This is a genomic window from Acinetobacter lactucae, assembly GCF_013122135.1.
Taxonomy (GTDB): Bacteria; Pseudomonadota; Gammaproteobacteria; order Pseudomonadales; family Moraxellaceae; genus Acinetobacter; species Acinetobacter lactucae.
Genome location: NZ_CP053391.1, coordinates 2,950,558 through 2,973,357 on the forward strand (window position 1 = coordinate 2,950,558; position 22,800 = coordinate 2,973,357).

General features: G+C 41.2%; 24 protein-coding genes. 4 read left to right on the top strand and 20 right to left on the bottom strand.

Features of this window, described 5'->3' with window-relative positions; all coding sequences use genetic code 11:
- Nucleotides 1-69 precede the first annotated feature (69 nt).
- The gene (locus HLV59_RS13825) at nt 70-858 is read left to right on the top strand and encodes an AraC family transcriptional regulator (RefSeq protein WP_171430202.1); all 789 of its coding nucleotides are present in this window, start codon (nt 70-72) and stop codon (nt 856-858) included.
- On the opposite strand, the gene HLV59_RS13830 is transcribed toward HLV59_RS13825, so the two are convergent.
- Nucleotides 825-2,147 carry a glutaminase gene (locus tag HLV59_RS13830; RefSeq protein WP_171430203.1) on the bottom strand — a complete coding sequence of 441 codons (1,323 nt, stop codon included), beginning with the start codon at nt 2,145-2,147 and terminating at the stop codon, nt 825-827. The two genes, HLV59_RS13825 and HLV59_RS13830, sit on opposite strands and share 34 nt — an antisense overlap.
- Before the next feature lie 178 nt (nt 2,148-2,325).
- Nucleotides 2,326-2,808 carry a peptide deformylase gene (gene def / locus HLV59_RS13835; protein ID WP_125698432.1) on the bottom strand — a complete coding sequence of 161 codons (483 nt, stop codon included), beginning with the start codon at nt 2,806-2,808 and terminating at the stop codon, nt 2,326-2,328.
- Nucleotides 2,809-3,042: 234 nt separating this feature from the next.
- Here def and HLV59_RS13840 point away from each other — a divergent pair, with 234 nt between their 5' ends.
- Nucleotides 3,043-4,341 (top strand): MFS transporter, encoded by a 1,299-nt coding sequence (locus HLV59_RS13840; protein ID WP_062849267.1) that lies wholly within the window; start codon nt 3,043-3,045, stop codon nt 4,339-4,341.
- 61 nt (nt 4,342-4,402) lie between these two features.
- Here the strand turns inward: HLV59_RS13840 and HLV59_RS13845 are convergent, their stop codons facing one another.
- The 14 genes from HLV59_RS13845 to HLV59_RS13910 all read right to left on the bottom strand — a co-directional run bounded on the left by HLV59_RS13845 (nt 4,403) and on the right by HLV59_RS13910 (nt 17,857).
- Nucleotides 4,403-5,599 carry a hypothetical protein gene (locus HLV59_RS13845; protein WP_216606726.1) on the bottom strand — a complete coding sequence of 399 codons (1,197 nt, stop codon included), beginning with the start codon at nt 5,597-5,599 and terminating at the stop codon, nt 4,403-4,405.
- Nucleotides 5,600-5,754: 155 nt separating this feature from the next.
- A complete protein-coding gene (locus HLV59_RS13850) occupies nt 5,755-7,395 on the bottom strand; it encodes a thiamine pyrophosphate-binding protein (protein ID WP_171430204.1) in 1,641 nt (546 codons plus the stop codon).
- Between the two features lie 38 nt (nt 7,396-7,433).
- Nucleotides 7,434-8,900 (bottom strand): aldehyde dehydrogenase, encoded by a 1,467-nt coding sequence (locus HLV59_RS13855; protein WP_171430205.1) that lies wholly within the window; start codon nt 8,898-8,900, stop codon nt 7,434-7,436.
- Nucleotides 8,901-8,913: 13 nt separating this feature from the next.
- Nucleotides 8,914-9,705 carry an aspartate dehydrogenase gene (locus tag HLV59_RS13860; protein ID WP_061875613.1) on the bottom strand — a complete coding sequence of 264 codons (792 nt, stop codon included), beginning with the start codon at nt 9,703-9,705 and terminating at the stop codon, nt 8,914-8,916.
- 15 nt (nt 9,706-9,720) lie between these two features.
- Nucleotides 9,721-10,515: an SDR family oxidoreductase gene (locus tag HLV59_RS13865; protein WP_171430206.1), complete on the bottom strand. Its 795-nt coding sequence runs from the start codon at nt 10,513-10,515 to the stop codon at nt 9,721-9,723.
- 15 nt (nt 10,516-10,530) lie between these two features.
- A complete protein-coding gene (locus HLV59_RS13870; RefSeq protein ID WP_057104897.1) occupies nt 10,531-11,355 on the bottom strand; it encodes an alpha/beta fold hydrolase in 825 nt (274 codons plus the stop codon).
- Between the two features lie 36 nt (nt 11,356-11,391).
- Nucleotides 11,392-11,913 (bottom strand): cupin domain-containing protein, encoded by a 522-nt coding sequence (locus HLV59_RS13875; RefSeq protein WP_016144595.1) that lies wholly within the window; start codon nt 11,911-11,913, stop codon nt 11,392-11,394.
- A 23-nt stretch (nt 11,914-11,936) separates the two neighbouring features.
- Entirely contained in the window at nt 11,937-13,160 is a 1,224-nt protein-coding gene (locus HLV59_RS13880; protein ID WP_016144594.1) for an MFS transporter, read from the bottom strand.
- Nucleotides 13,161-13,202: 42 nt separating this feature from the next.
- Complete coding sequence (locus HLV59_RS13885) at nt 13,203-14,414, bottom strand: NAD(P)/FAD-dependent oxidoreductase (RefSeq protein ID WP_087088450.1); 1,212 nt, start codon at nt 14,412-14,414, stop codon at nt 13,203-13,205.
- Nucleotides 14,415-14,442: 28 nt separating this feature from the next.
- On the bottom strand, nt 14,443-15,372 hold the full coding sequence (locus HLV59_RS13890; RefSeq protein WP_171430207.1) for a VOC family protein: 930 nt from the start codon (nt 15,370-15,372) through the stop codon (nt 14,443-14,445).
- Nucleotides 15,373-15,383: 11 nt separating this feature from the next.
- The gene (locus HLV59_RS13895) at nt 15,384-16,148 is read right to left on the bottom strand and encodes an SDR family oxidoreductase (RefSeq protein WP_216606727.1); all 765 of its coding nucleotides are present in this window, start codon (nt 16,146-16,148) and stop codon (nt 15,384-15,386) included.
- Nucleotides 16,141-17,208 (bottom strand): aromatic ring-hydroxylating oxygenase subunit alpha, encoded by a 1,068-nt coding sequence (locus tag HLV59_RS13900; RefSeq protein ID WP_171430208.1) that lies wholly within the window; start codon nt 17,206-17,208, stop codon nt 16,141-16,143. The genes HLV59_RS13895 and HLV59_RS13900 overlap by 8 nt, the downstream gene beginning before the upstream one ends.
- Before the next feature lie 16 nt (nt 17,209-17,224).
- Entirely contained in the window at nt 17,225-17,524 is a 300-nt protein-coding gene (locus HLV59_RS13905; protein WP_171430209.1) for a recombinase-like helix-turn-helix domain-containing protein, read from the bottom strand.
- 27 nt (nt 17,525-17,551) lie between these two features.
- Nucleotides 17,552-17,857 carry a non-heme iron oxygenase ferredoxin subunit gene (locus HLV59_RS13910; protein ID WP_002117586.1) on the bottom strand — a complete coding sequence of 102 codons (306 nt, stop codon included), beginning with the start codon at nt 17,855-17,857 and terminating at the stop codon, nt 17,552-17,554.
- A gap of 273 nt (nt 17,858-18,130) precedes the next feature.
- On the opposite strand from HLV59_RS13910, the gene HLV59_RS13915 reads away from it, so the two are divergent.
- Nucleotides 18,131-18,943 carry an IclR family transcriptional regulator gene (locus tag HLV59_RS13915; protein ID WP_125698416.1) on the top strand — a complete coding sequence of 271 codons (813 nt, stop codon included), beginning with the start codon at nt 18,131-18,133 and terminating at the stop codon, nt 18,941-18,943.
- A 46-nt stretch (nt 18,944-18,989) separates the two neighbouring features.
- Here the strand turns inward: HLV59_RS13915 and HLV59_RS13920 are convergent, their stop codons facing one another.
- Nucleotides 18,990-19,289, bottom strand: a complete 300-nt coding sequence (locus HLV59_RS13920; protein ID WP_171430210.1) for a hypothetical protein — start codon at nt 19,287-19,289, stop codon at nt 18,990-18,992.
- A 14-nt stretch (nt 19,290-19,303) separates the two neighbouring features.
- Nucleotides 19,304-19,885, bottom strand: a complete 582-nt coding sequence (gene pnuC, locus HLV59_RS13925; protein WP_005075405.1) for a nicotinamide riboside transporter PnuC — start codon at nt 19,883-19,885, stop codon at nt 19,304-19,306.
- 250 nt (nt 19,886-20,135) lie between these two features.
- Here pnuC and HLV59_RS13930 point away from each other — a divergent pair, with 250 nt between their 5' ends.
- On the top strand, nt 20,136-20,924 hold the full coding sequence (locus HLV59_RS13930; RefSeq protein WP_216606728.1) for a crotonase/enoyl-CoA hydratase family protein: 789 nt from the start codon (nt 20,136-20,138) through the stop codon (nt 20,922-20,924).
- A 102-nt stretch (nt 20,925-21,026) separates the two neighbouring features.
- Here the strand turns inward: HLV59_RS13930 and pgaD are convergent, their stop codons facing one another.
- Both pgaD and pgaC read right to left on the bottom strand, forming a co-directional pair.
- On the bottom strand, nt 21,027-21,446 hold the full coding sequence (gene pgaD, locus HLV59_RS13935; protein ID WP_031947620.1) for a poly-beta-1,6-N-acetyl-D-glucosamine biosynthesis protein PgaD: 420 nt from the start codon (nt 21,444-21,446) through the stop codon (nt 21,027-21,029).
- An 84-nt stretch (nt 21,447-21,530) separates the two neighbouring features.
- Nucleotides 21,531-22,790, bottom strand: a complete 1,260-nt coding sequence (gene pgaC, locus HLV59_RS13940; RefSeq protein ID WP_016144583.1) for a poly-beta-1,6-N-acetyl-D-glucosamine synthase — start codon at nt 22,788-22,790, stop codon at nt 21,531-21,533.
- Between the last annotated feature and the right edge of the window lie 10 nt (nt 22,791-22,800).

Here is a 22,800-nt window from a genome sequence, read left to right on the forward strand (position 1 = left end):
TTGTAAATTGTCGCTTATAAAGTTATCTTCCAATAATCATCGTATAAGTGACAATTTTTAGGATAATTTATGTCCGATTCTCTTATTCAGTCTGATTTGTCTGAACTTGTGATTGGACTCTCTTCTGAACATTATTACCGAGAAATCACACCTACCCACACGCATACGCGTGCACAGTTTTTATATGCGTCTACAGGAAACATTCAGGTTTTTACACCCAATCATGTGTGGATTGTGCCGCCCATGTGCGCGTTATGGATTCCAGCACATGTTGAGCACAGCGTGATTTCACTGAGTCACGTGAAGTTAAATACGGCATTGGTTGAAGTAAATGCAGCAGCTCTAATGGGACAACATTGTTTTATTATTCGAGTCAGTAATCTGTTGCATGAACTTTTGATTCGTTTAAATGAAATTGAACAAGAGGAGATTCCAAATATTGTCACCTCTCAAGAGCTTTCCCGTTCTTTACAAATTTTGATTTTTGAAGAAATTCATCGCGCTAACTTGTTGCCTATTCAGATTCCGTGGCCGAAAGACAAACGATTATTAAAAATTTGCCAAGAGTTATTACATACGCCTGACCATTCAAAAGATTTAACAGATTGGGCTGATGATATTGGCGCGAGTTCTAGAACTTTAATGCGTATGTTCCAAAAAGAAACTGGGCTATCTTATCGGGCATGGGTACAGCAAATGCATATTGCACTCGCCTTGAGTAAAATTGCGAATGGCGAATCTATTGCTCAAATTTCAGAGTCACTGGGGTATACAAACCCCAGCGCGTTCAGTGCGATGTTTAAGCGACATCTAGGAAAAACACCTCAGCAGCTTAGAAGTGCCGCGATGTCGCTATAAGTCTTTTTTTTGGAGCGGATCTCATGCTTTTCTAATAAATCATCAAAATCATGATAGACATGAAGTTCTCGATCTTTGGCAGTTCTCGCATGATCTAGGCGCTGTTCAGGATCAACCAAAACAAGGGTATGACCATCATCAATCAGACGATCTACCCCTTCTAAGAACATACGTTTACCCACATCATGGATAAGTGAAATTTGGGTTAAATCAATAACAATTGTACTCTGATCAGTTGTCTCGTCTTGTAAAATACGCAACAACATTTCAGCTTCGGTAAATTTCAATACCCCACGAAGCACATACACACTTAATGATGCATCCTTGCCTGTACGATAATGGCTTTGGACAATGGTTTGTGCAGAAGGTGTACCTTCCATGAGGTGTAGCCCCATGTCACGAGATAATCGCTCTAAAATATCGATACCTCGAATACTATGACCATGCTCATCCAAACGAGGAGAAAAAGCGGCAATACTCACCTGACCCGGTAACACACCTAAAATACCACCTGCTACACCACTCTTAGCAGGAATACCGACAGTTGAAAGCCAGTCTCCCGCTGCATCGTACATACCACAGCTCATCATGACACTGAGCACTTGTCTAACCACAGATCGGTTCAATAGGCGTTTTCCAGTTTTAGGGTCTACCCCACCATTGGCAAGCACACTGCCCATACGTACCAAGTCTTTAACCGTAACCATGATCGCACATTGGCGAATGTACCCATTCACAATATCGACTGGGTCGGTTTCTAAAATCCCCACAGTTCGCAACATATAACCGATCGAAAGATTACGGTAAGCAGTTTTGACTTCCGAATCATAGACAGACTCATCAAAACTTAATTCGCGACCTGCAAGCTCGCTCATAAAACGGCGTAGAATTTCTGCGCTATGCAAACCATGTTTGACCTGAATCAAGGAATGTACAGTAATTGCGCCAGAGTTGATCATCGGGTTTTTCGGACGACCATCTTTACCCAATGAAATTTCATTGAAGGCTTCCCCTGAAGGCTCTACCCCTACCTTATCAAGCACAGCATCAATGCCAAGCTGTTGTAAAACATAGGCATATACAAAAGGTTTAGAAATCGATTGTATGGTGAATTCAACATCATCATCGCCAACCGAATAAATTTCACCATCTACCGTAGACATTGCTAAAGCTAATCGATCTGGGTTTGCATTTGCCAACTCAGGAATATAATCAGCGAGATGACCGCTGTTATCGATGTCACAGGCTTCAATAACATTTGCCAAATATTCTGGGAGAGGGGTTTTCATGGTCAGTAACCTTAAATGAGGAGATTCACAACATCGCGCAAAATTTCAGCACAACCTGCTGATAATATTAAAATTATATCTTTTGTAATGGATTAAAAATCACGATATAAGTATTCTAATTCCGATGTCTTATCTATTTCAAGCTCATTATAGGTTTTTCAAAACTTTAAACTAAAGATTAGATTATTCTTTCTACAAACAAAATCCCATTTAAATGATCGACCTCATGTTGAACAATACGAGCAGGAAAACCATGAAAAACTGTCTCAACCATTTCACCCTGAAGTGTTAAATATTTCACCTTCACCATTTCTGCACGTTCAACTTGTCCACGCTCATCCGGTACACTTAAGCAGCCTTCTTCACCTAAACACACTTCGTTTGAGAACTCTAAAATTTCAGGATTCACCATGACTACAGCTTCCATTTCAGGTGCATCGGGATAGCGTGGATTTGGTCGAGACGCCACAATAATGACGCGTTTAGAGATGTAAACTTGCGGTGCTGCAATCCCTACCCCATTACGCTCAAGCATTGTTGCATGCATAGCGTCAGCAAGCTGATAAAGCCAATTACTGTTTAACTCATTTACCGAAACGGGAACCGCAATTAGTTTTAGAATATCTTCGCCACGCTTCGCGACAGGTAAAACTACACTCATCCTTTGAATCTCTCATTAAACTGGCTATGACAAGTTTTATTGTGTCGCTGAATGACTCAAAAGAAAAGTCATTCCTACATCTGTTTTTATTTCATCTAAAGCGTTTTTTGTTTTAAAGCTTTTTGTTCTGAGTAAGTCCAATCGACATCATCCTATAGAACAAATTTCCTCCATTTACTTTTACTTCACTTTTCCATTAATATCCAAACTTCAATTACAACAATTAAGTAAAAAATGGATCAGGACTTAACTTTGCAGGATGCGAACTATCTTAATAAAGAAGATAAACGAACCCTTGCCCTTTCTTCATTGGGTGGAGCTTTAGAATTTTACGATTTTGTGATTTATGTGTTTTACGCCAAAATCATTTCCGACCTCTTTTTCCCCAGCACGCTTAGTCCGTTTTGGGCCATGCTTAATACTTACGGTATTTTTGCAGCAGGTTACTTTTTTAGGCCTTTGGGCGGGGTTGTCATGGCCCATTTTGGTGACTTGGTCGGGCGCAAAAAACTATTTTCACTTTCTATTTTACTCATGGCACTGCCTACTCTGTTTATCGGGATTTTGCCTACTTTTGAAAATATTGGGTATTTGGCCCCCCTACTTTTATTGCTCATGCGTGTGGTGCAAGGTATTGCGATTGGGGGTGAAATTCCAGCCGCGTGGACCTTTGTGTCTGAACACGTGCCTGAAAGAAAAATTGGACTGGCAAATGGTTTGTTAACTGCCGGACTGTCTTTAGGAATTTTACTAGGTGCGCTCATGTCTTTATGGATTTCACTGAATTTTAGTGAAGGGCAAATCCATGACTGGGCATGGCGGATTCCTTTTATTGCAGGTGGTATTTTTGGTCTAGTCGCACTTTATTTACGAACTTATTTAAAAGAAACACCTGTGTTTAAAGCCATGCAAGCACGTAAAGAAATTTCAAAAGAAATGCCTGTAAAACAAGTCTTAAAAACACATAAAACAGCCGTTGCAATTGGCATGTTATTTACATGGTTTTTAACTGGTTGTGTAGTGGTGGTGATTTTAGCCATGCCAAATTTATTAACTGGTACGTTTGGCTTTGAGCGCGCACAGACTTTTGAAATGCAAAGTGCAGCCATTGTCATGCAAATGGTGGGCTGTATTTTAGCAGGCTATTTTGCTGACCGTTTTGGCTGTGGCAAAGTCATGATGTTCGGTGCGCTTGCCGTTGCACTTACAGCAGCAGTTTTTTATAACAGTTTGGGGCACGCGGCACATTCAACCATTTTTGGTTTATATATGTTGTTGGGTCTATGCTCTGGTACTGTCGGCATGGTGTCGAGCAGTATGGTTAAAATGTTCCCCGCGCCTGTGCGTTTCTCGGGCATTTCATTTTCTTATAATTTGTCATATGCAATTGTTGGTGGTATGACCCTGCCTTTAGTGCATTGGCTCAGTCAATATAGTGATATTGGTGCGATGTATTATATTTTCGCGCTAACCATTTTGGCCTTTGTGACTGCCTTTGTGTTTTGGAATAAGTTTGAAAAAAACAGGTATTAAACGCTTTAACTTATTAAATAAAAAACCACGCCGATTGCGTGGTTTTTTATTGCTGCTTACTTTAGAAAGTAAAGCCAATATTAAAATTAATACGGTATAGCCATTTATCACTGTTTGGCGAGGTAGCAGAGGTATAACCCGTTGAGTTGGTCGAGCCACCAATAATGTTGGAGTTTTTACCCCACGTATAATCTGCCCAAACCATAAATGGTGAAGCAATAAACATCATTCCTGTGGTATTCATTTGCGAATCTGACCAATCATCACGTTTTTTATCGAGATAACTATAGTCATTATAAAACTTAATGGCTTTTAGCTTGCCCATATTGGTCACAGGCAATGTATAGGCAAGGTTTAAACTGGCAATCGTCCCTTCCGAAGCAATGAAATAAGCTGGCGTAAGACCATTTGCCCCCATCAAAGTCATATCACTATTTACACCATCCGGATTTTTAGCATCGTACTGATAGTGAATAACCGAACTTTGTAAGTTAAAGCGCTTGTAGTTGTTTTCGGTATGCAAACCGACTGCATAATATTTGCCATCTTTATCGGTAATATCATTATGTAGCTGAGCAATTGCACCCGAAACACCAAACTCTTGTTTACCAAAATCAGTTTCTAACTTGCGAACAATGCGGGTATTCACCTGATTGCGCTTTTCATTTTGATAGGCTTTTTGAGATGGAAATGCATTTCCTGCCAAGTCATCATAAGTTGCACTTTCAGGTGAATAACGCAAGTTCGTCTCTAACATTTGAGGATAATAACCGACTTTTACATCCCAATCTTTGTCGTGATAATTCCAGTTGATCCCTGGCGCAATGTTGTTGCCATAACCTAAAAAGAATGGAATGTGGTAAGTCCAGCCATTTTGTGGATAGGGATAAATCGTAAATGGTTTATAAACCAGACCTGCTTCAATGCTGTTATTGGCATCTAAGTTATAGCCGACATATGCTTTTTCAATGGACGTTTTTTGTTGGTCTTGAACCATATAACTGGCATTAATGTAAGCATCATCAAACTTACCTTTGAGATCTACCTTAAAAATATCAAAATGGAGCTTACCAAAACCACGGTTCGGACCTTCCCAATCTTCATAACGCTGATTTAAACGCACCACCCCACCTAACTTTAATGAGTCGGTGCCGTCATCACTTTTCCATTCAAGCAATGAATCTTTTGCAAATGCATTGACGCTTACCCCCAGCGTAAACGGTGCAATGAATGCCATGATCAATGAAGTCTTTTTCATCTCTACATCCTTGATTGAGTTCCAGCGTCCTGCTGGAACTTTATTTGTTTTACCTGTAAAACTTCGTTTTTATTGTTTTTTAGATAAAAAAATTTATCTAAAAAAAGGATGGCTTAGCAGCTCCCATCGCATATGTACTAAACCATCCAAACTGGTTAATACAGTTTCTTTTGCGGTGGACCCGCGAAGTTTAATGGTCCAATCGAGTTCATATCGAGCTCGATCACAGTTGGCCCTTCAAAAGCGACAGCCTCTTGAATAACCGTTTTAAACTCATCTGCACTACCGACTTTCCAGCTTTTCACACCCATTGATTCGCCAAGAAGTTTATAGTCCGGTGTATGCAATTCATTGAAATATTGACGACCACCAAAGTAGTTATTTTGAATGCCACGCATTACGCCATAACCACCATCATTCATAATCATAAGGACCATGTTGGTGTTTTCTTGCACCATGGTTGCAATCTCGCCAATGCCAAGCATTAAGCCGCCATCGCCGACTAAACCAATCACTTTTTTGTCAGGGTTAGCAACCGAAGCACCAATTGCTGTTGCAAGACCTAAACCAATTGCACCTGCGAGTGAATGGATATTTTGGTTTGGCGCTTGTACAGGGAATAAACGGCTGCCCCATGTACTGCCCGACATAGTGATATCTCGTACAAAAATACCGTCTTGCGGTAAAGCTGCACGCAAGTGATCACAAATTAATGCGTACTGATCGATTTGTTTACGCAGTGCATTAATTGCAGCCTGTTTAGCCTCCACTACAGCAGCATCGTAATCGGCATCAACTTTTGAAGTTCCTTGAAGCTGTTCCAACACACGTGTTAAGACATCTTTGGCATCACCACAAATGAAGTTACGAATTTTGTAATTACGTTGCTGAGCCACTGGGTTTGCATCAACCTGAATAATATTTTCAGGGAACTCAACCGAATAAGTTTTGGTTTCATTACTGCGTAAACGAGAACCCACCACAACCATTAAGTCAGCATCTTTTAACAGTTGCTCAACACCTGCCGAGTTATGGAATGCACCTAAACTACGTGGATGGTCATCTGCCAACACACCGCGGCCGTGTGTAGATGAAACAACTGGAATACCTAAATCTGCAATTGCTTTAACTTCGGCAACACTATTTAAAGTTCCACCACCAATCCAGAAAATCGGGCGTTTTGCTTTTTTGATTTCACTCACAAGAAGATCAATTTCAGCTTGTTCTGCCTGTGGCAATTCAAGTGCTTTCACTGGGCCTAAATTAAGTGGTAAATCAATTTCTGCTGCCTGCACATCAATGGGTAGCTCGACACTAACAGGTCCCATTGGAACAGTCGTTGCAACACGGATGGCTTCACGAATCACACCCACAGCATTGTCTGGACTGGTAATGCGAAATGCCGCTTTGCTTGATGCACGTAAAAACGTAAGTTGGTCTTTAGTTTCATGAATGAAACTTGCATCACGGTCGAGATATTCACGCTCAACCTGACCAGTTAAATGCAATACAGGACTACCCGCATTCATTGCTTCAATCAATGACCCCACTGCATTACCAGCCCCAGCACCGGTACTGGTCAACGCTACACCTAGGCCTTTAAAGCGTGAGTGTGCATCTGCCATAGTAACCGCACCCGCTTCACCACGAGCTGCGACAAAGCGCATTTTTTCACGGCGCCCTACTGCATCGGCAATAGGTAAATTGTGGATGGAAATAACACCATAAATACTATCAACTTGGTGCGCTTCTAAAACTCTTGCGATTGCTTCGCCTACATTTACACGTTCAGTCATGTCTGTTCCTCAAAATTTGTTTTCAGTCCTTGAATTTATTAATCGCACCAAGGGTTAGGCTGTTCATTCAGCCCCATATAAATACTCTTTTGTTGCATGTACGATAAAATACCCAAACGGCCTTTCTCGCGCCCAATACCACTGTCTTTAAAGCCACCAAACGGTGCACTAATCGAGAATTTTTTGTAGGTATTAATCCACACTGTTCCCACTTCTAATACACGTGCAATACGCCAAGCTTTGCGATAGCTTTCAGTCCAAATTCCTGCGGCAAGACCAAAACAACTGTCATTGGCTTGAGCAATTAAATCTTGCTCGTTGTCATATTTCATAACCACTAAAACAGGGCCAAAAATTTCTTCCTGACAGGTTTGAGTACTATTATTTAAGCCCGTGATAATGGTCGGTAAGTAATAACTTCCTTTGGCATAATCACCAGTCGTAAGCGCTTCACCACCAATCAGAACCTGACCACCTTCGCTTTTGGCAAGCTGCACATAACGGTCAACTGACTGCAAATGTTTGTCATTCACTAGTGGCCCTAAATGCACACCCGCCTGTTCCGGATGACCTATACGTAAGCCTTTGGTAATTTCAACTAAACGAGTTAAAAACTGATCGTAAAGACTGCTATGAATAAACAAGCGAGAACCTGCGATACACGCTTGGCCTGCCGAGCTAAAAATACCGTACGCGACACCTTTAGCAGCCAGTTCGACATCTGCATCAGGTAAAACGATGGTTGGTGACTTTCCACCCAATTCAAGTGAAGTGGTAATCAGTTTGTCAGCGGCAATGTGTGCCAAATGACGCCCTGTGGTTGTTCCACCTGTAAAAGAAATTTTACGAACCAATGGGTGCTGAGCAATTGCATCACCAATGATCGAACCACGACCCACTAGCACGCTGAGTAAGCCTTTTGGTAAACCTGCTTCTTCAAAAATTTTGGCAAGCTCTAAAGCAATCAGTGAAGTTGCTTCTGCTGGTTTTAACACTACGGCATTTCCTGCTGCTAAAGCTGGAGCAAGCTTTTGAACTTCGCTTGCAATTGGAGAGTTCCACGGCGTAATGGCTGCTACTACGCCTACAGGTTCATGCACACTCATGGTCATAAAGTCTGGAGCACGTTGAGTGGTGAGCTCATCATTCATTGTTTCACATGCCGCTGCAACATAGCGTGCAGTCGCCGCAGCGCTCATGACCAAGCCACGAGTTTCGGTTAAAGGCTTCCCATTATCGCGTGTTTGTAATTTTGCTAACTCATCAACACGTGCTTCAATAATGTCTGCAACTTTGTAGAGAATACGTGCGCGCTCATGCGGCAAGCTGTTTCTCCAGCTCTGTTGACGCCAAGCCTGATCCGCTTTTTCAATTGCTTCATTTACATCATCAAGCGTTGCCGTTGAAAGCTCAGCGTTTACCGACTGATCTGCCGGAAACAGGCTTTGAATGACTGCACCACGGCCTAATCGCCATTCACCTGCAATATAAATTTCCTTTGCCATGATCAAATCCTTCTTAAATCTGTATTGCTTCTACACTATTGCGACAAGCACGAATCACGCTAAGCGCAGCCAAAGTTGATGTTTTCGGGTTACTTGGCAGCGGCACTCCCACCAGTTCAATGGTCATTTGTCCAAAGCCACCTTCTGCCACAATGGTGTGTTTGTTTTTGTTGATGGTTGGATCAACAGTTAACTCAACCATGGTTTCATCCATTCCAAGCCCTGCAAGTGCAATGGTTGCTGCAACATTGGCATTGGCTGGAAATTTGGTCGCAGCTTCACGAGCAGTTCCAGTGAAAAAGACCGTAGCTTCAGAAACATGGTCTAAATCGACCAACTGCTCTGCATAACTACCTTTCCAACTTTTTGGACTTTTACAGCCTTTGTAAGTGACTTTTTGCAAACCACCTTCTTTGGCCGCAGAAATACCGTCAATACCTGCAATAGCGCCTGCCAGTAAATGCAGATGGGCATCATTTTTTTCAGCAGTTTGCTTAAGCTGAACCAGAAACTCGTTATCAGCCAAAGTACCCACCGAAATCAGACCAATGGTCCAGCCTTTCGCTAAAACTTTTTGAGCATGCTCTTTCACAGCTGCTTGACCTGCCACCTCAATGACATAGTCTGGCGTACCATCACATTGCTCAATATCGGAAATCACCTGAATCTCGGAAGAGACTTGTGACTGCACTTTTTCAATACTGCGAGATGGCACGACAATCCATTTGAGTTGCAGATCTTGAGGCAAGTGGGCATACACTTCTGCTGCCATTGCGCCAAAACCAATCATCATCAACTTTTTCATGACAGCACCTAATATTTATAAATGTTTATTAAAACCACCCGAGACATCTATTGCCGAACCTGTGGTGTAAGATGCCAATGGTGATGCCAAGAAAACTAAAGCACGGGCCGGTTCTTCTGGACGACCTAAACGCTGCATTGGGATACCACGATTTTTTGCGATATTGCCTGTCCACTCTTCCCAAGACATATTTAAATCTGAGCGAGTTTCATAACGACGTTTCCACTGCGCAGATTCGACCATACCTAGTAAAATCGAGTTAACTCGAACGCCATATTGAGTAAATTCATGCGCCAACGAATGGGTTAAATTCAATAACGCAGCACGTGCAGATGAAGTCGCAATCATGTGCGGTTCTGGTTGCAATGCCAGTAATGAGTTCACATTAGTAATTGAGGCATTTGCCGACTGTTTTAAGTCGTCAAGAAAAGCCCGTACCGGATGTAATACACTGAAATATTTCAGTTCAATTTCTTTCATCCAGTCTTCATCTTGCGTATTTTCAAAATTTGAAACACGGCCCTGCCCAGCATTGTTAATGAGCATGTCCACATTGCCCAAATTGAGTTTGACGTCTTTGGCAAATTGCTGAACTTCTTCTTTTTTCAATACATTGCATGCTTTAGTAAAAATATTGGCATGCGGAAATTTTTCTAAAATATAGTGCTTAGAAGCATTTAAACGTTCTTCATCGCGACCACACCACGCTACTTTTGCACCCTCTGCAACCAGTATTTCAACAGCAGCCAGCCCAATCCCAGATGAGCCACCGGTAACAACTGCAACTTTTCCTTCAACTTGGAAGCTCATAATCCTTAATCTCTCTTACGATTGTTCCTGAATCGTCAACATAATTTGGTTAAATGCTTGCGGTTGGTCGACATAACTTAAATGTCCTGCATCTTCTATGACGAAGCGCTGCTCCAACTGCAATTCCTGAGCAAGCTCTTGTATACCTAACGCAGGAGTGATTTGATCTTGCTGCCCTGCAATGACTGTGCATGGGACTTTTAAATGGGTTAAGTAATTACGTATTTCGTCATATGCGAGTAAGTACGATGCATGTGTGAAACCCTGTAGAGTCAACTGTTGCATCACCTCTGAAACTAAAGCTAAGGCTTGGGGCTCTTGTTTATAAATCAAATGAGGTCCACGGTTTTCGGCCATTCCTTTAGCACCAAGTTCTTTCAACATCTTTGGTCTTTTTTCAAAAACCTGAATTTGTGTCTTTTCATCGTGGCGTTGGTAGCCTTGCGCTAAATTAGCGACGACCAAGTGTTCCACTCGCTCTGGGTAAAGTGCAGCAAATGCACTCGCCTGTAAGGCACCTAATGAGTGTCCAACCACAATTGCTTTTTCAATTTTTAAAACATCGAACAATGCTGCTAAACGCTTTGCATAGTCGGTCGCATTGGGTTGATCCGTTAAAAGTTCATCTGATTTGCCATAGCCTGGTGCGTCCCAGGCAATGACATGAAAATGATGAGACAACACTTCAAGTTGGTTTACCCATGAAGCAGAACCTGAACTAATGCCATGCAACAGCACAAGGTACTCGCCCTGACCGGCTTCCCGATAAGCTTGTTGCTGACCTTGAACAGTCACGGTTTTCACCGGAAATTCTGCTAACTTTTCAATGAGTGTCATCATTTTCAATTCTTTCCTTTCATTCACTTCATCAAACAATTAACGTTTGATTTGAGACAATGGATGCTCTGGTGGATAGTTAGGAATTGTTGGTTTACCTGTTCCCAACATCACACACATCAAGGCATCTTCTTGACCTGGGTTAAATAAACCGCGGTAAATTCCCGGTGGAATTGAAATCAGGTCACGCTCTTTTAAACGGGTCTCAAATTTTTCGCCATTGTGTTCAATGAACAAATCAATTTCGCCGCGGAGCATAAAGAACACTTCTTCAACATCGTGGTGAATGTGCAAAGGACCTTCACACTGTGGTGGCAGAACCATGGTTGAAAATGTGAAGTTTTCTGCTGGCACGGTGTTACCGTCATTTGCAACGCCTGTTGCACCCGTACCCATGTAACGCATTTGTGCACGGCGATATTTCGGGTCGTAATCTGCTTGGAACTTCAAAGCATCAAAGTCATATTTACGTGTCTCAAAGCGAGCAATACGCGTGTTTAACCACTCTTCTAAAGAAGCACCCTCTGGTTGTGCCCACGATTCGAATTGTTGTGTAGTCATTTTTTAAACTCCTATACAGTGAATTAATAACGTTTTAAAAGAGGAACCAAGAACAACGACCCAATGACAGCGACAGCAGCCAAGAAGGTAATTCCTAAATTAAAACTATGTGTTTGCATCACGATGTAACCGATAAGAACAGGCGCAATTGCACTTGCAAAATTACCTAAACCGTTAAATATTCCACCCGCAGTCGCCCCTACATTTGAGGTTGTTACTCTTGCAAGCAGAGCAAATACAGCTGCTACTCCAAAACCCCAAGCCATAGCGCTTAAAGACATGGCAGCAATAATCAATAATGGCTCGGTCATAATGACCATCACATACATGAAGATGCCCGCGAGTAATAAACCGCTAAATACTTGAATTGCTCGGCGGCCTAACTTGTCAGATAAAAACGCACCGATAATTTCGCCAATTAACATGGCAATGAATGGAAAGCTTGAATACATCCCAAACTCTTTGAGATTGAATCCTTTGTCTTGCATTAAGTAAGAAGGAACCCAGCTATTTAAGCCCCACAAATACGTCATCAATGCAATGTTGAACAGACAAACCAACCAGAATGCTCTATTGCTCAAAAGTATCTTGGTATTGGCAATGTGACCTTTGAAATTGGTACGTTTACTCTCACCCTCAATTTCGACAGTTTTCTTGAGCTGCAAGTTACGCAGACCAAAAACAATGCTAAAAATCGCAATCAGGGTTAGCGCAGCCATCACAAAAAAAGTGGTGTGCCAGTCATGGTGAGCTAAAACATTTGCAGTGATCGGGAAACCAAGGAATGCACCAATCGGCGTTCCAAGTAAGAACATGGTAGAAGCGCGTGCCTGCTGACGGTCTGTGTAAGTCTGCTTAACAATGGTGTAAGCCAAGGCAAATAAAGGACCTTCTGCTAAACCAAGCAGTACACGTAAAACCAACATGCCTGAATAACTAGTGGTGAACCCCATGCAAAACATGAGTATTCCCCACGATGTTACGCTCCAGAACAGCATTTTCTTTGGGTTAAAAATGTCACCTAAAAAGCTTAGAAAGACCGATGAAAAACCATAAGCAAGTAAGAAACTTGTCATGAGCCATCCAAGCTTGGCCTTATCTTCAGCAATTCCCATTGCACTTTGAAAATGAGGATCTGAAAATAAAACCGCAATACTAATCTTGTCGAAAAATGCCAGTACCACACACACCATAAGGACAAAAGCAGGTACCCAATGCTTCAATCCACTTTTTTCTTCATTACTCATGTGTCATTCCTTCGATTTGGTAATGAGAACCAGATTTAATGTTTACGGTTTTAACTTCATGACATTAAATTCAGCATCTGCTAATAGTTTTGGATCTAAAACGGTGTTGGCTTGCATCCAACGTTTCGCCAGTTTGATCAGTTTAGAATCATTAATGGCAATCATGTTGAGCAAACGATTTTCATGGTCCAGATATAAATAGCTCACCTGATCTTCACCACCTTGGCGAATCACCACTTCTTTGGTTTTTTCAGGCTGATACGTCCCTAAAATCTGGATATTGAAGTGATATTGATCAGACCAAAGCCATGGAATATCAGTATATTCAGTTTCAATTCCGAGCATCGATTTTGCTGCAGCAATCGCCTGATTTTGCGCATTTGCCCAAGACTGAATGCAATACCCCAAACCCGGATGAATTGCGACATCGCCTGCGGCATAAATGTTTTGATCTGAAGTTTGCCCAAAACAGTTCACCACAATGCCATCTTTCACATCGAGACCAGCATGTACACCTAACTCTTTGGCAATTTCAGCGCCTGCACCTACCACAACACAGTCAAATAACTGGCTATTTTGAGGATGGTTCACCACTTCAACTTTCTGATTCGGCGCTTCAACTAAATGAAGGCTCTTGCTGTCTAAATGAATTTTTGTGCCTTGGGTCTCATGCATATTTTTTAAAAATGCAGAAACTTCCGGACTCACACTTCTTGCGCATAAACGGTCGCCATATTCAAAAATATGAACATCTTTACCTTGCTTACGTGCAGTTGCAGCAATTTCTAAACCAATCCAGCCACCGCCAATCACAGCGACATTTTTTGCATTCTTTAAAATTTCAGCCAAACGTTCACAGTCATGCACATTGCGTAAGGTCACAACATTTGGAATAAATTGCCATGTATTGACCGGTACACGTGCACGGCTTCCGGTTGCAATCAGCAATTTGTCATATGGCAAAATCTGGCCACTTTCTAAATGAACCTGTTTTTGCTCACGGTCGACTTTTGTTGCAATTTCCGGTTTATGCCATTGAACGTTGAACTCTTGAACCTGTTCAGGAGAGAACAGATTCAAACTTTCATAAGTTGCTTCTTTTGAAAGTACTTGCTTAGACAGTGGCGGACGTTCATAAAACACTTGATCTTCATTTGAAACCACGTGAATTTCGCCCACATACCCATTTTGACGTAAGGTACTTACTGCCCAACCCGCTGCCTGTCCGGCACCTACAATTACGATCTTTTCCATAGCCATCTTCCTTGTAAAGCAATCCCTGTTAAACAGGCTTCACCTGACGGCGAGTTGTGTCATCAAGACCACCTTCAATCGCCCATTCGGTGAAAAGCTCTAGACGATGTTCTTCTACACGTGGCTGCCATTCTTCTGTCAAATAATCATCGTTGGTGTAATATTCAAATGCACCACCCAATGGTGAGTTGACGTACCAGAAATAAGCAGAAGAAATTGGATGACGTCCCGGTCCAATAAAGGTTGACCACTCCGAACGATTCATATTTAAACCGCCCCCAATCACCTCATGAATATCACGTACTACAAACGCAACGTGATTTAAGCCAGCAGGTTTATTTGGAACACTGAGCAAGAATAAATCATGGTGATAACCTTCACCGCGGCAGCGTAAGAATGCACCCCGATTTTTGTAGGCATCAGATAAATGAAAGCCTACTTTTTCAATATAGAAGTTTTCAGTTGTTGCCAAATCCGGTGTGAAGAACACCACATGTCCAATGGCAACAGGTTGGCCTTTTTCATAGACAGGACTTGCTGCATTCACACGTTGAATGTTGCCGTATTGGTTAATACCTTCCGTTTTAAGTTCTGGTACTTCTTTAACAAAACTTTGTTCAAAACGAATGGTCATGCCATTTGGGTCAAGACACTGAACTGTACTTTCAGAACGTTTAAAACCCTCTACATCGGCCAAACGAGCTGCTAAGTCTTCGAGGTCTTGAGCACTATCTACGCCCCAAGTCACTTCACGTAAAGTTGAACCTTTTTCAATGGCAGCAGGCAAACGGTCATCATCACAATTAAATAAATAAATTTTGCTACCGTTTTGAGTCTGGTAAAGATCAGCGCCTTCAATATCCGAAGTACTTTGGCTTAAACCAAAATCTGCTAAAAACTTGTTTGAAGCGGCTCTATCTTCAACTCCAAACTTTAAAATCTCGATCCCTGTAATCATTTGACTACTCCTTAGTTAAAGACAAAACCGCCATTGACCGGAATATTTTGACCTGTCACAAAAGAGGACAAATCCGACAGTAGATACAATGCTGTTCCATTTAAATCTTGTGGAAGTTGCTGACGTTGAATCGCTCTTCCGTTTACATATAAATCGTGACGTTCCTGCGGCACATACTCAGTTGCTTCAACCAGAGTAAGGCCGGGTGACAAGGTATTAACACAGATATTGAACTGTCCCAACTCTCTTGCCATTGAACGTGTCATGGCAAGAATTGCACCTTTACTTGCTACATAAGCCATCAAGTTCGGTGCGCCCCAAAGTGCTGTATCGGAAGCAACATTAATAATCTTGCCCTCAGCCGATTGTTTTAGATGGGGAACGCATGCCTTACTGATTAGCCATGTACCTTTCACATTAATATTCATGACCCGATCCCAAAGTTCAGGATCATAATCAATCATATTTTTTCCACCGACATTGGTTGCCAGTGCCGCACAGTTCACAAGTCCGTCTAGTCCTTGTAATACTTCCACGCTTTCGGCAACCGCATTTTCAATAGAGTCTGCATTGGCAAGGTCAACTGTTACTGCATGAACATTGAGTCCTTGTTTCTGTAAAGTTTGTGCTTCTTGTTGCACCAAGTCAGACAAAATATCTGCCATCACAACTTCAGCACCAGCCTCAGCAATGGCTTGAGCAAAATCTCGGCCTAAACCACGCGCAGCACCTGTCACTAAAACTTTTTTGCCTTGCAACAACGCTACATTAGCCATGAGCTTCTTCCTGCATCTCGATACGGTTTGATGCATTTAGCGCAGCAATTTTCTTTAATTGCTTCTCAGCTTCTTTCTTCATTAAACGGCGTAAACGTGCAAGACCCACATCGTGTTGATATAAGAATTCTCTTTCACGCGCATTTGGTGCAAGGTTTTCTAAAATAATGCGGTCTTGTTCCAACACATCCCAATGCAACTGTTCTAAATGATTGCGATATAAGAAACGCCATACATTACGTTGCCAGCCACTTACCTTACGGCAGCGCCAGAAAAATACACGGGTATTGTTGGCATCAATTGGGGTTGCATAACCCACAATCCAGAATTCACCACCTGGACCAAATTGTTTACGGTAAGGAATTGAAAGACGTAACCAGCTTGCACCAGTTGAACCATATTCAACCCAGTCGAAGTTCACGCCTGTTTGGCCTTCTTTTTCGAAAACAAAGCCATTATCGGTTGTACGATGCTTCATCTCTGCAGTACGTTCACCATCTGCCATAGAGTGTGAAGTACAGTGCAAATAGGTCCCGTGCATTGGGTCCATCACGTTATCAATTGCGTATTGATGGTTTACTTTCCAGTCTGCTTGGCAGAGGAATGAACTCCACTCTTCACTTGCAAGTTGCTCTGGAAACTCAAGCGGTTTTGGCTGTTCATTTGCATCAATACCAAACCAGATGAAGATTGCGCCATGTTGCTCAATGACCGGATAGTTCTTTAAACATTTGGTTCCAGTCATTGGACATTCATGAACGGCTGGTACATCAGCAACTACACCATCAGCACGAACCTCAACACCGTGATACCAGCAAGCAACTCGGTCACCCAAGTTCCAACCAAGTGAAAGACGAGCACCGCGGTGTGGACAGCGATCTTCAAGCGCATGAACCTGACCTTCGGCATCACGCCAAACCACAATATTTTCGCCTAAACGAGTAATTCCAACTGGATTAGCAGCGACTTCCCAACTTGCTAAAACCGGGTGCCATTGATCACGTAAACCAAGTTCTAAATATTCTTCAGCGCTTTGTGAAGCTGATACGATTGCGTTCATTTTATTCTTCCCTGAATCAATAACCTAAACGTTGCAATTCTTCTGTAAAGCTTGCAGAAGTCCATTCATCACCAGATTCACAGCGGAAACCCTGTTGATTAAGTGCAGAAACAACGTCATCTAACTCTGTTGCGCCCGCAGAAAATGCCTGAATCAAGTTCTTTACAAAATCTTGTTCGTAGAGAGTTGGCTCTTTATAACGTGTCTGCCAAACCAACAATTCAGATTGACCTGGAACTTGAATATTGTTGATACCTGCTTCGGTTGCCGGCGTTGCATGAATCCAGCTTGCCAACTTTTCATTAAATGTCTTCATTGTTCTGCTTCCTTGTACATGTGAGGACTAGAGTTGAATTTGAATATCCTGTCCTTCAACACGAACTGGGTACGTACATAGGTTTCTACACCCTGGTCCACTTTTTAGCTCACCTGTCTGAATGTCAAAAATTGCTTCATGCAATGGACATTCAACAGTCTGATCTTCGATAAATCCTTCGGTTAATAAGGCATACGCATGAGGGCAAACATTTTCGATAGCAAAGTAATTTTCATCGACGAAAAATACGCCTATTTTTTTCCCTTCAATTTCGATGGCTTTCGGCTCATCTTCGCTAACGTCACCCTGCTGACAAACTGAGATCCAACTCATACCTTGCGCCCTCATTTTGTTTTATATACAAAACATAATTTAACTTTCAAAACACAAGCTAAGCATAATACCCTTGATCATTTTTTGTCAAAGTAAAAATAAATATAAAATTCATTACTTTAATAAATTTTAAATATTTTGTTACGTTTCATTCTGGAAACAAAGTTTTAAATATAAAAATTGTTTTATGTATTTTTAACAATTACAATAGTTCTAAAATAAAGCAGCATGCCCCAAATTGAACCTTGTTTTATTTATAGGAAAAAGACACGAATGAGCCTAGCGATTGAAGAAGATTCTCAAGAATCAGAAACTACAAAAAATGATGATCGATATTTAGTCCCCGGCCTTGTGCGGGGTTTAGCTATCTTGCAAGCTTTTAATCAACAAGCGCAAGAAATGACAATTACAGAAATTGCTGAAATTTTAGAAGTGAACCGTTCTAGTGCATTTCGTCTAATCTATACACTCGAATCTTGTGGTTATTTAAGAAAAGCATCTCAAAAAACTTATGCTCTCGATTCTAAAGTGATGGAACTTGGTTTTAACAGTCTATCTAAACTTTCATTACTCGATTTATCGACACCATTAATGAAAGAACTACGTGACCAAACCAAACTTGCGGTGCATCTTTCAATTTTAGAAGGCACTCATATTGTCTTTGTAAATAACATTCAGTCGATGGGAACATTTACGAGCAACATTAGCTTAGGAACTCGCTGGCCTGCTCATGCCACCGTGATTGGTCAAATGCTTTTGTCTGATTTACCTGAAACTGAAGTACGTCAGCGTTACCGTAATTTTAATGATTGGGACAGTTTCTCTGAACTGACTCCAACCAGTTTAAAAGCTTTATTGCAAAGGCTCTCTTACGTAAAAACTCAAAAGACCATGGTGAGCTGGGGTCATTACAATCATGATATGGCAGCCTGTGCGGCACCTATCTTTAAACAGTCAAATGGTAAAATGGTCGCTGTTATTTCAGTGAGTTGCCCAATTACCACTTACGACGAAAAAACTTTTAAAGAAGATATCGCAAACCTCGTCATTGAAACAGCAAATAAAATTTCCAAATTTATTTATTAAAAAAAGCGACGTTAAGTCGCTTTTTTATGGAAAGTGATTTTATAAATTAAAAGTTACTTTCGAATACTTTCCCATTCATGTCTTGAAAAATAACTGTCGAATGATGCTCTTTAATATCAAACTTTAAATACTGCTCTTTAAACTGAATAATTGCATAAAACTCTTCAGCACCATCATCTAAACCGGTAGCAAAAATCTGGCTGCCTTGTGGAAATTTCTTAAGCCATGCAGCGTTATAAAAATCTGATACAGAATTAAATTCACAATACTGTTTTGGCTCTGCCATTATTTTTGCAGCAATTTGATCAAACTGTTGTTGTTTATAGGCCTCTAAGCTCAACAACATGATCGTTCTCCAAATTAAAGCTGGTTTGAGGCTAAAAGCTGTTTCTTTTTAACCTTTTCCCATTGATACCAACCATAAGCTGCCATCAAAACAAATGCTGCATACAAAGCAGCTGTTAAAAATAAATCTTTATAGATGAACATACCGACATAAATAATATCGACAAATACCCAAAGTATCCAAGTCGCAATATGTTTTCGGCTGGTCCAATACGTTGCAAGTAAACTAAATGCGGCAAGTTGTGAGTCGAGCATAGGAACTGCTGCATCAGTAAAGTTTTTAAGAATTAAGCCAAAAAGCAAGCCACCTACCGCGGCAATGATCATTTGAAAAATTGCAACTTTAGGAGCTATTGGCTCTATACGAATGTCATGATCTTGCTGCTTTCCTTTGAGCCAGTAGTAAAAGCCATAAAAATTTACGACCATAAAAAAGAACTGCAAAATCGTTTCGCCATATAGCTTAAATTCGTAAAACAAATAGGCATATAAAACAAAGGCAAAGAAATTAAACAGCCAACACCACATATTACGGATGACAGTTAATCCGACTCCAATTAGGCTAATCAAAACTGCAAAAATTTCTAGAGGTGACATAAAACAGCTGCTTATTGAGATCATTTTGACAGCGTATTATGAGAAAAATATAAAGTTAAGCAAACTGCTAATTTAAATAAATCATGGAAATTAACATGATATGAGAGTTTATACTTTTCATATGACATCGATTTATTTCAATACGTAGATAGATAAAAGAAATACTTATCAGGTCATCAACAAATTGTATTTGATCGTTTTTTAATGATTGTTTAAAAGATAATGAAAGACAAATAAAGAGCATGAGAATATGTCAAATCAAGAAGGAAAAGTTAGCCGTGAAACTCGTGGACATATTTTTTTAATTGGCCTAGATCGGGCTGCAAAACGTAATGCCTTCGATAGCCACATGATCAAAGACTTATCACTAGCGCTCACTGAATATGAAAATAATGATGCCCTGCGCTGTGCAATTATCTTTGCTCATGGCGATCATTTTACAGCTGGTTTAGACCTAGTTGAGTTACAACCTAAACTCGCTACAGGTGTTTTTGATTTTAGTGAAAATGAAATTAACCCTTGGGGCACTGTAGGCCGAAAGCTTAGTAAACCTTTGATAGTGGCAGTACAAGGTTATTGTTACACCGCTGGTATAGAACTATTTCTCAATGCTGATATTACGATTGCGAATGAAAATACACAATTTGCTCAAATGGAAGTTCAACGTGGCATCTTACCTTTTGGCGGAGCAACTGCACGTTTTACTCAAGCCGCGGGTTGGGCCAAAGCCATGCGCTATTTGTTAACAGGTGACTCTTTTGATGCCAAAGCAGCTTTTGATATGAACCTGATTACCGAAATATGCCCAGAAGGCTCTCAGCTCAACCGTGCAATAGAACTTGCTGAACACATAACTCAAGCTGCACCACTTGCGGTAAAAGCGACCCTTGCCTCTGCACGTGAAGCCATGAATGAAGGTTACGAGGTTGCCTTTAAGCAATTGCAAAGCCATCTTCAACCATTGCTCACAACGGAAGATGTTCAAGAAGGTGTTTTTGCCATGTTGCAAAAAAGACCTCCTATTTTTAAAGGTAAATAACATCTACTTAAGCACTGCGCTCTACAGTTTAAAACTTATGGATATACCGAAATTAGCGTAAAAAAAAGCCCACATGATGCGGGCTTTTTTGATTAATCTTTTTTATTCAACTCTAACGATTTTACCTAATTCATCGTGGTGAACGACTGTAATTTTTTGGCTACGCCCCTGCTCAATTTCATGTTCAGGTAAATCAAAATAGCGCGCATAGTCATCTGTCTGTTTTGCTTTAAGCGCATTACCACCAACACGACGCTCCGGTAGCACATGACTCCACAACAATAAACAAATTGCACAAGCAATTAATGCAGTAATGCCATGTTCAATGCCTACACCGAAGGCACTAAACAAACGGTGAACCAAATGTGTTTTTTGGAGCTCAGCCAATACCCAGATAAATACGAATGGACGCCACAACAACAACCAAACCGCCCACATCATGGCTGTGCTTGTTGTAGAAGCATAGCGTTTATGCCATGGTAATTGACGGCGTAAATCAATAATCAACGAATTTGTCTTCATTTCTCTCTTTACCTAACGAAGTGCTGTGGTTTTTCCCCAGACATCAATACAGCACGATCTTTAAAATCTCATGACTCTTGCATTTCATCCACGAATGCCCCGATCCGGGCTCACCCAACGCGCACGTTTCTCATCTCCACGTTTTAAAACTTTTGGAAATGCCACGATAGTTGCCGAGATGGTGATTAGCCAAAAGACCAATGGATACCAGATCATCCAGAAATAGTTTTTTCCTAGATGTGGTTCATAACGACTATCCATCCACTTGCTTAAAGCAAACTGAATGAGACAGGTTGCCCCCAATAAAATACCGCTACCATAAGGTAAAAACGGAGAGCTCACAACGGCTAAAGCAGGGACCGGTAAAATAAAATGTACCAACCACAACAAAGCCATCGCGAGCATTAAATATGACCAAACTAAGGTTAAGCAAAGCTCAAACATTAAAGGCCATAGAAAATTTAATTTCGGTTTGGTAAACACATCAATATTTTTAATTAATACCTGTGCCCCACCCATAGCCCAACGTAACCGCTGTTTCCACAAACCATTTAGAGTTTCGGGCATTAAAATCCAGACCAAGGCATTCGGTTCAAAACGAATGTCCCAGCCTGCGCGCTGCAATTTCCAAGTAATATCGATATCTTCAGTCAACATATTGGGTGACCAATAATCGACTTGGTGAACAGCACTCTTACGAAAAGCGGTAATTACACCCGATACGGTAAACAAGCGACCAAAGGTACGTTGTGCACGTTTAATCATGCCGACAATCGATGAAAACTCGCCGACCTGAATACGTCCTAGTAAAGTTGAGCGAGTACGGATACGCGGGTTACCCGTAACAGCTGCGATGGTTGGGTTTTCCAGAAAATGACGAATCATCCACTTTGCTGCATGTGGATCAAGTAAAGCATCCCCATCAATACCAATTAAAAACTCGGCATCAGTCATTAAGCTTCCGGCTTGCAACCCCATGGCTTTACCTTGGTTTTGAGCCAAATGAACAACACGTAATTTTTCATGTTGTGCTGCTAAACGGTCGAGTACCTCTCCTGTATTGTCTGAGCTACCATCATTAATCGCAATCACTTCAAAATGAGGATAGTCCAGTTTTAAAGCATGACTGATAGTCTCTTCTGCATTATCCCCTTCATTAAAACAAGGAATTAACACAGCAACTTTAGGATAACTTTCTAATGGAGCAGGTTGATCGTAAGGCGGAGCCTGACGTTCTTTCCAATAGAAAATGATCGCGCCAATCATCCATAAATACGACATGAATAATGGATAATAGAAAACGAATTTTAAGGCATGCGACCATATTGCAGCAAAGATTGTCATGTTTTAGCCT

Bases quoted from the DNA above. Each gene is read 5' to 3' on its own strand.
- HLV59_RS13850 (WP_171430204.1), bottom strand. From the start codon at position 7,395: ATGACTGAACGTGTAAATGTAGGCGAAGCAATCGCAAGAGTTTTAGAA.
- HLV59_RS13905 (WP_171430209.1), bottom strand. From the start codon at position 17,524: ATGAAGACATTTAATGAAAAGTTGGCAAGCTGGATTCATGCAACGCCG.
- HLV59_RS13845 (WP_216606726.1), bottom strand. From the start codon at position 5,599: ATGAAAAAGACTTCATTGATCATGGCATTCATTGCACCGTTTACGCTG.
- pgaD (WP_031947620.1), bottom strand. From the start codon at position 21,446: ATGAAGACAAATTCGTTGATTATTGATTTACGCCGTCAATTACCATGG.
- HLV59_RS13870 (WP_057104897.1), bottom strand. From the start codon at position 11,355: ATGATGACACTCATTGAAAAGTTAGCAGAATTTCCGGTGAAAACCGTG.
- pnuC (WP_005075405.1), bottom strand. From the start codon at position 19,885: ATGTCACCTCTAGAAATTTTTGCAGTTTTGATTAGCCTAATTGGAGTC.
- HLV59_RS13880 (WP_016144594.1), bottom strand. From the start codon at position 13,160: ATGAGTAATGAAGAAAAAAGTGGATTGAAGCATTGGGTACCTGCTTTT.
- HLV59_RS13910 (WP_002117586.1), bottom strand. From the start codon at position 17,857: ATGAGTTGGATCTCAGTTTGTCAGCAGGGTGACGTTAGCGAAGATGAG.
- HLV59_RS13920 (WP_171430210.1), bottom strand. From the start codon at position 19,289: ATGTTGTTGAGCTTAGAGGCCTATAAACAACAACAGTTTGATCAAATT.
- HLV59_RS13895 (WP_216606727.1), bottom strand. From the start codon at position 16,148: ATGGCTAATGTAGCGTTGTTGCAAGGCAAAAAAGTTTTAGTGACAGGT.
- HLV59_RS13930 (WP_216606728.1), top strand. From the start codon at position 20,136: ATGTCAAATCAAGAAGGAAAAGTTAGCCGTGAAACTCGTGGACATATT.
- HLV59_RS13890 (WP_171430207.1), bottom strand. From the start codon at position 15,372: ATGATTACAGGGATCGAGATTTTAAAGTTTGGAGTTGAAGATAGAGCC.
- HLV59_RS13900 (WP_171430208.1), bottom strand. From the start codon at position 17,208: ATGAACGCAATCGTATCAGCTTCACAAAGCGCTGAAGAATATTTAGAA.
- HLV59_RS13865 (WP_171430206.1), bottom strand. From the start codon at position 10,515: ATGAGCTTCCAAGTTGAAGGAAAAGTTGCAGTTGTTACCGGTGGCTCA.
- HLV59_RS13875 (WP_016144595.1), bottom strand. From the start codon at position 11,913: ATGACTACACAACAATTCGAATCGTGGGCACAACCAGAGGGTGCTTCT.
- HLV59_RS13825 (WP_171430202.1), top strand. From the start codon at position 70: ATGTCCGATTCTCTTATTCAGTCTGATTTGTCTGAACTTGTGATTGGA.
- HLV59_RS13840 (WP_062849267.1), top strand. From the start codon at position 3,043: ATGGATCAGGACTTAACTTTGCAGGATGCGAACTATCTTAATAAAGAA.
- HLV59_RS13830 (WP_171430203.1), bottom strand. From the start codon at position 2,147: ATGAAAACCCCTCTCCCAGAATATTTGGCAAATGTTATTGAAGCCTGT.
- def (WP_125698432.1), bottom strand. From the start codon at position 2,808: ATGAGTGTAGTTTTACCTGTCGCGAAGCGTGGCGAAGATATTCTAAAA.
- pgaC (WP_016144583.1), bottom strand. From the start codon at position 22,790: ATGACAATCTTTGCTGCAATATGGTCGCATGCCTTAAAATTCGTTTTC.
- HLV59_RS13885 (WP_087088450.1), bottom strand. From the start codon at position 14,414: ATGGAAAAGATCGTAATTGTAGGTGCCGGACAGGCAGCGGGTTGGGCA.
- HLV59_RS13855 (WP_171430205.1), bottom strand. From the start codon at position 8,900: ATGGCAAAGGAAATTTATATTGCAGGTGAATGGCGATTAGGCCGTGGT.
- HLV59_RS13915 (WP_125698416.1), top strand. From the start codon at position 18,131: ATGAGCCTAGCGATTGAAGAAGATTCTCAAGAATCAGAAACTACAAAA.
- HLV59_RS13860 (WP_061875613.1), bottom strand. From the start codon at position 9,705: ATGAAAAAGTTGATGATGATTGGTTTTGGCGCAATGGCAGCAGAAGTG.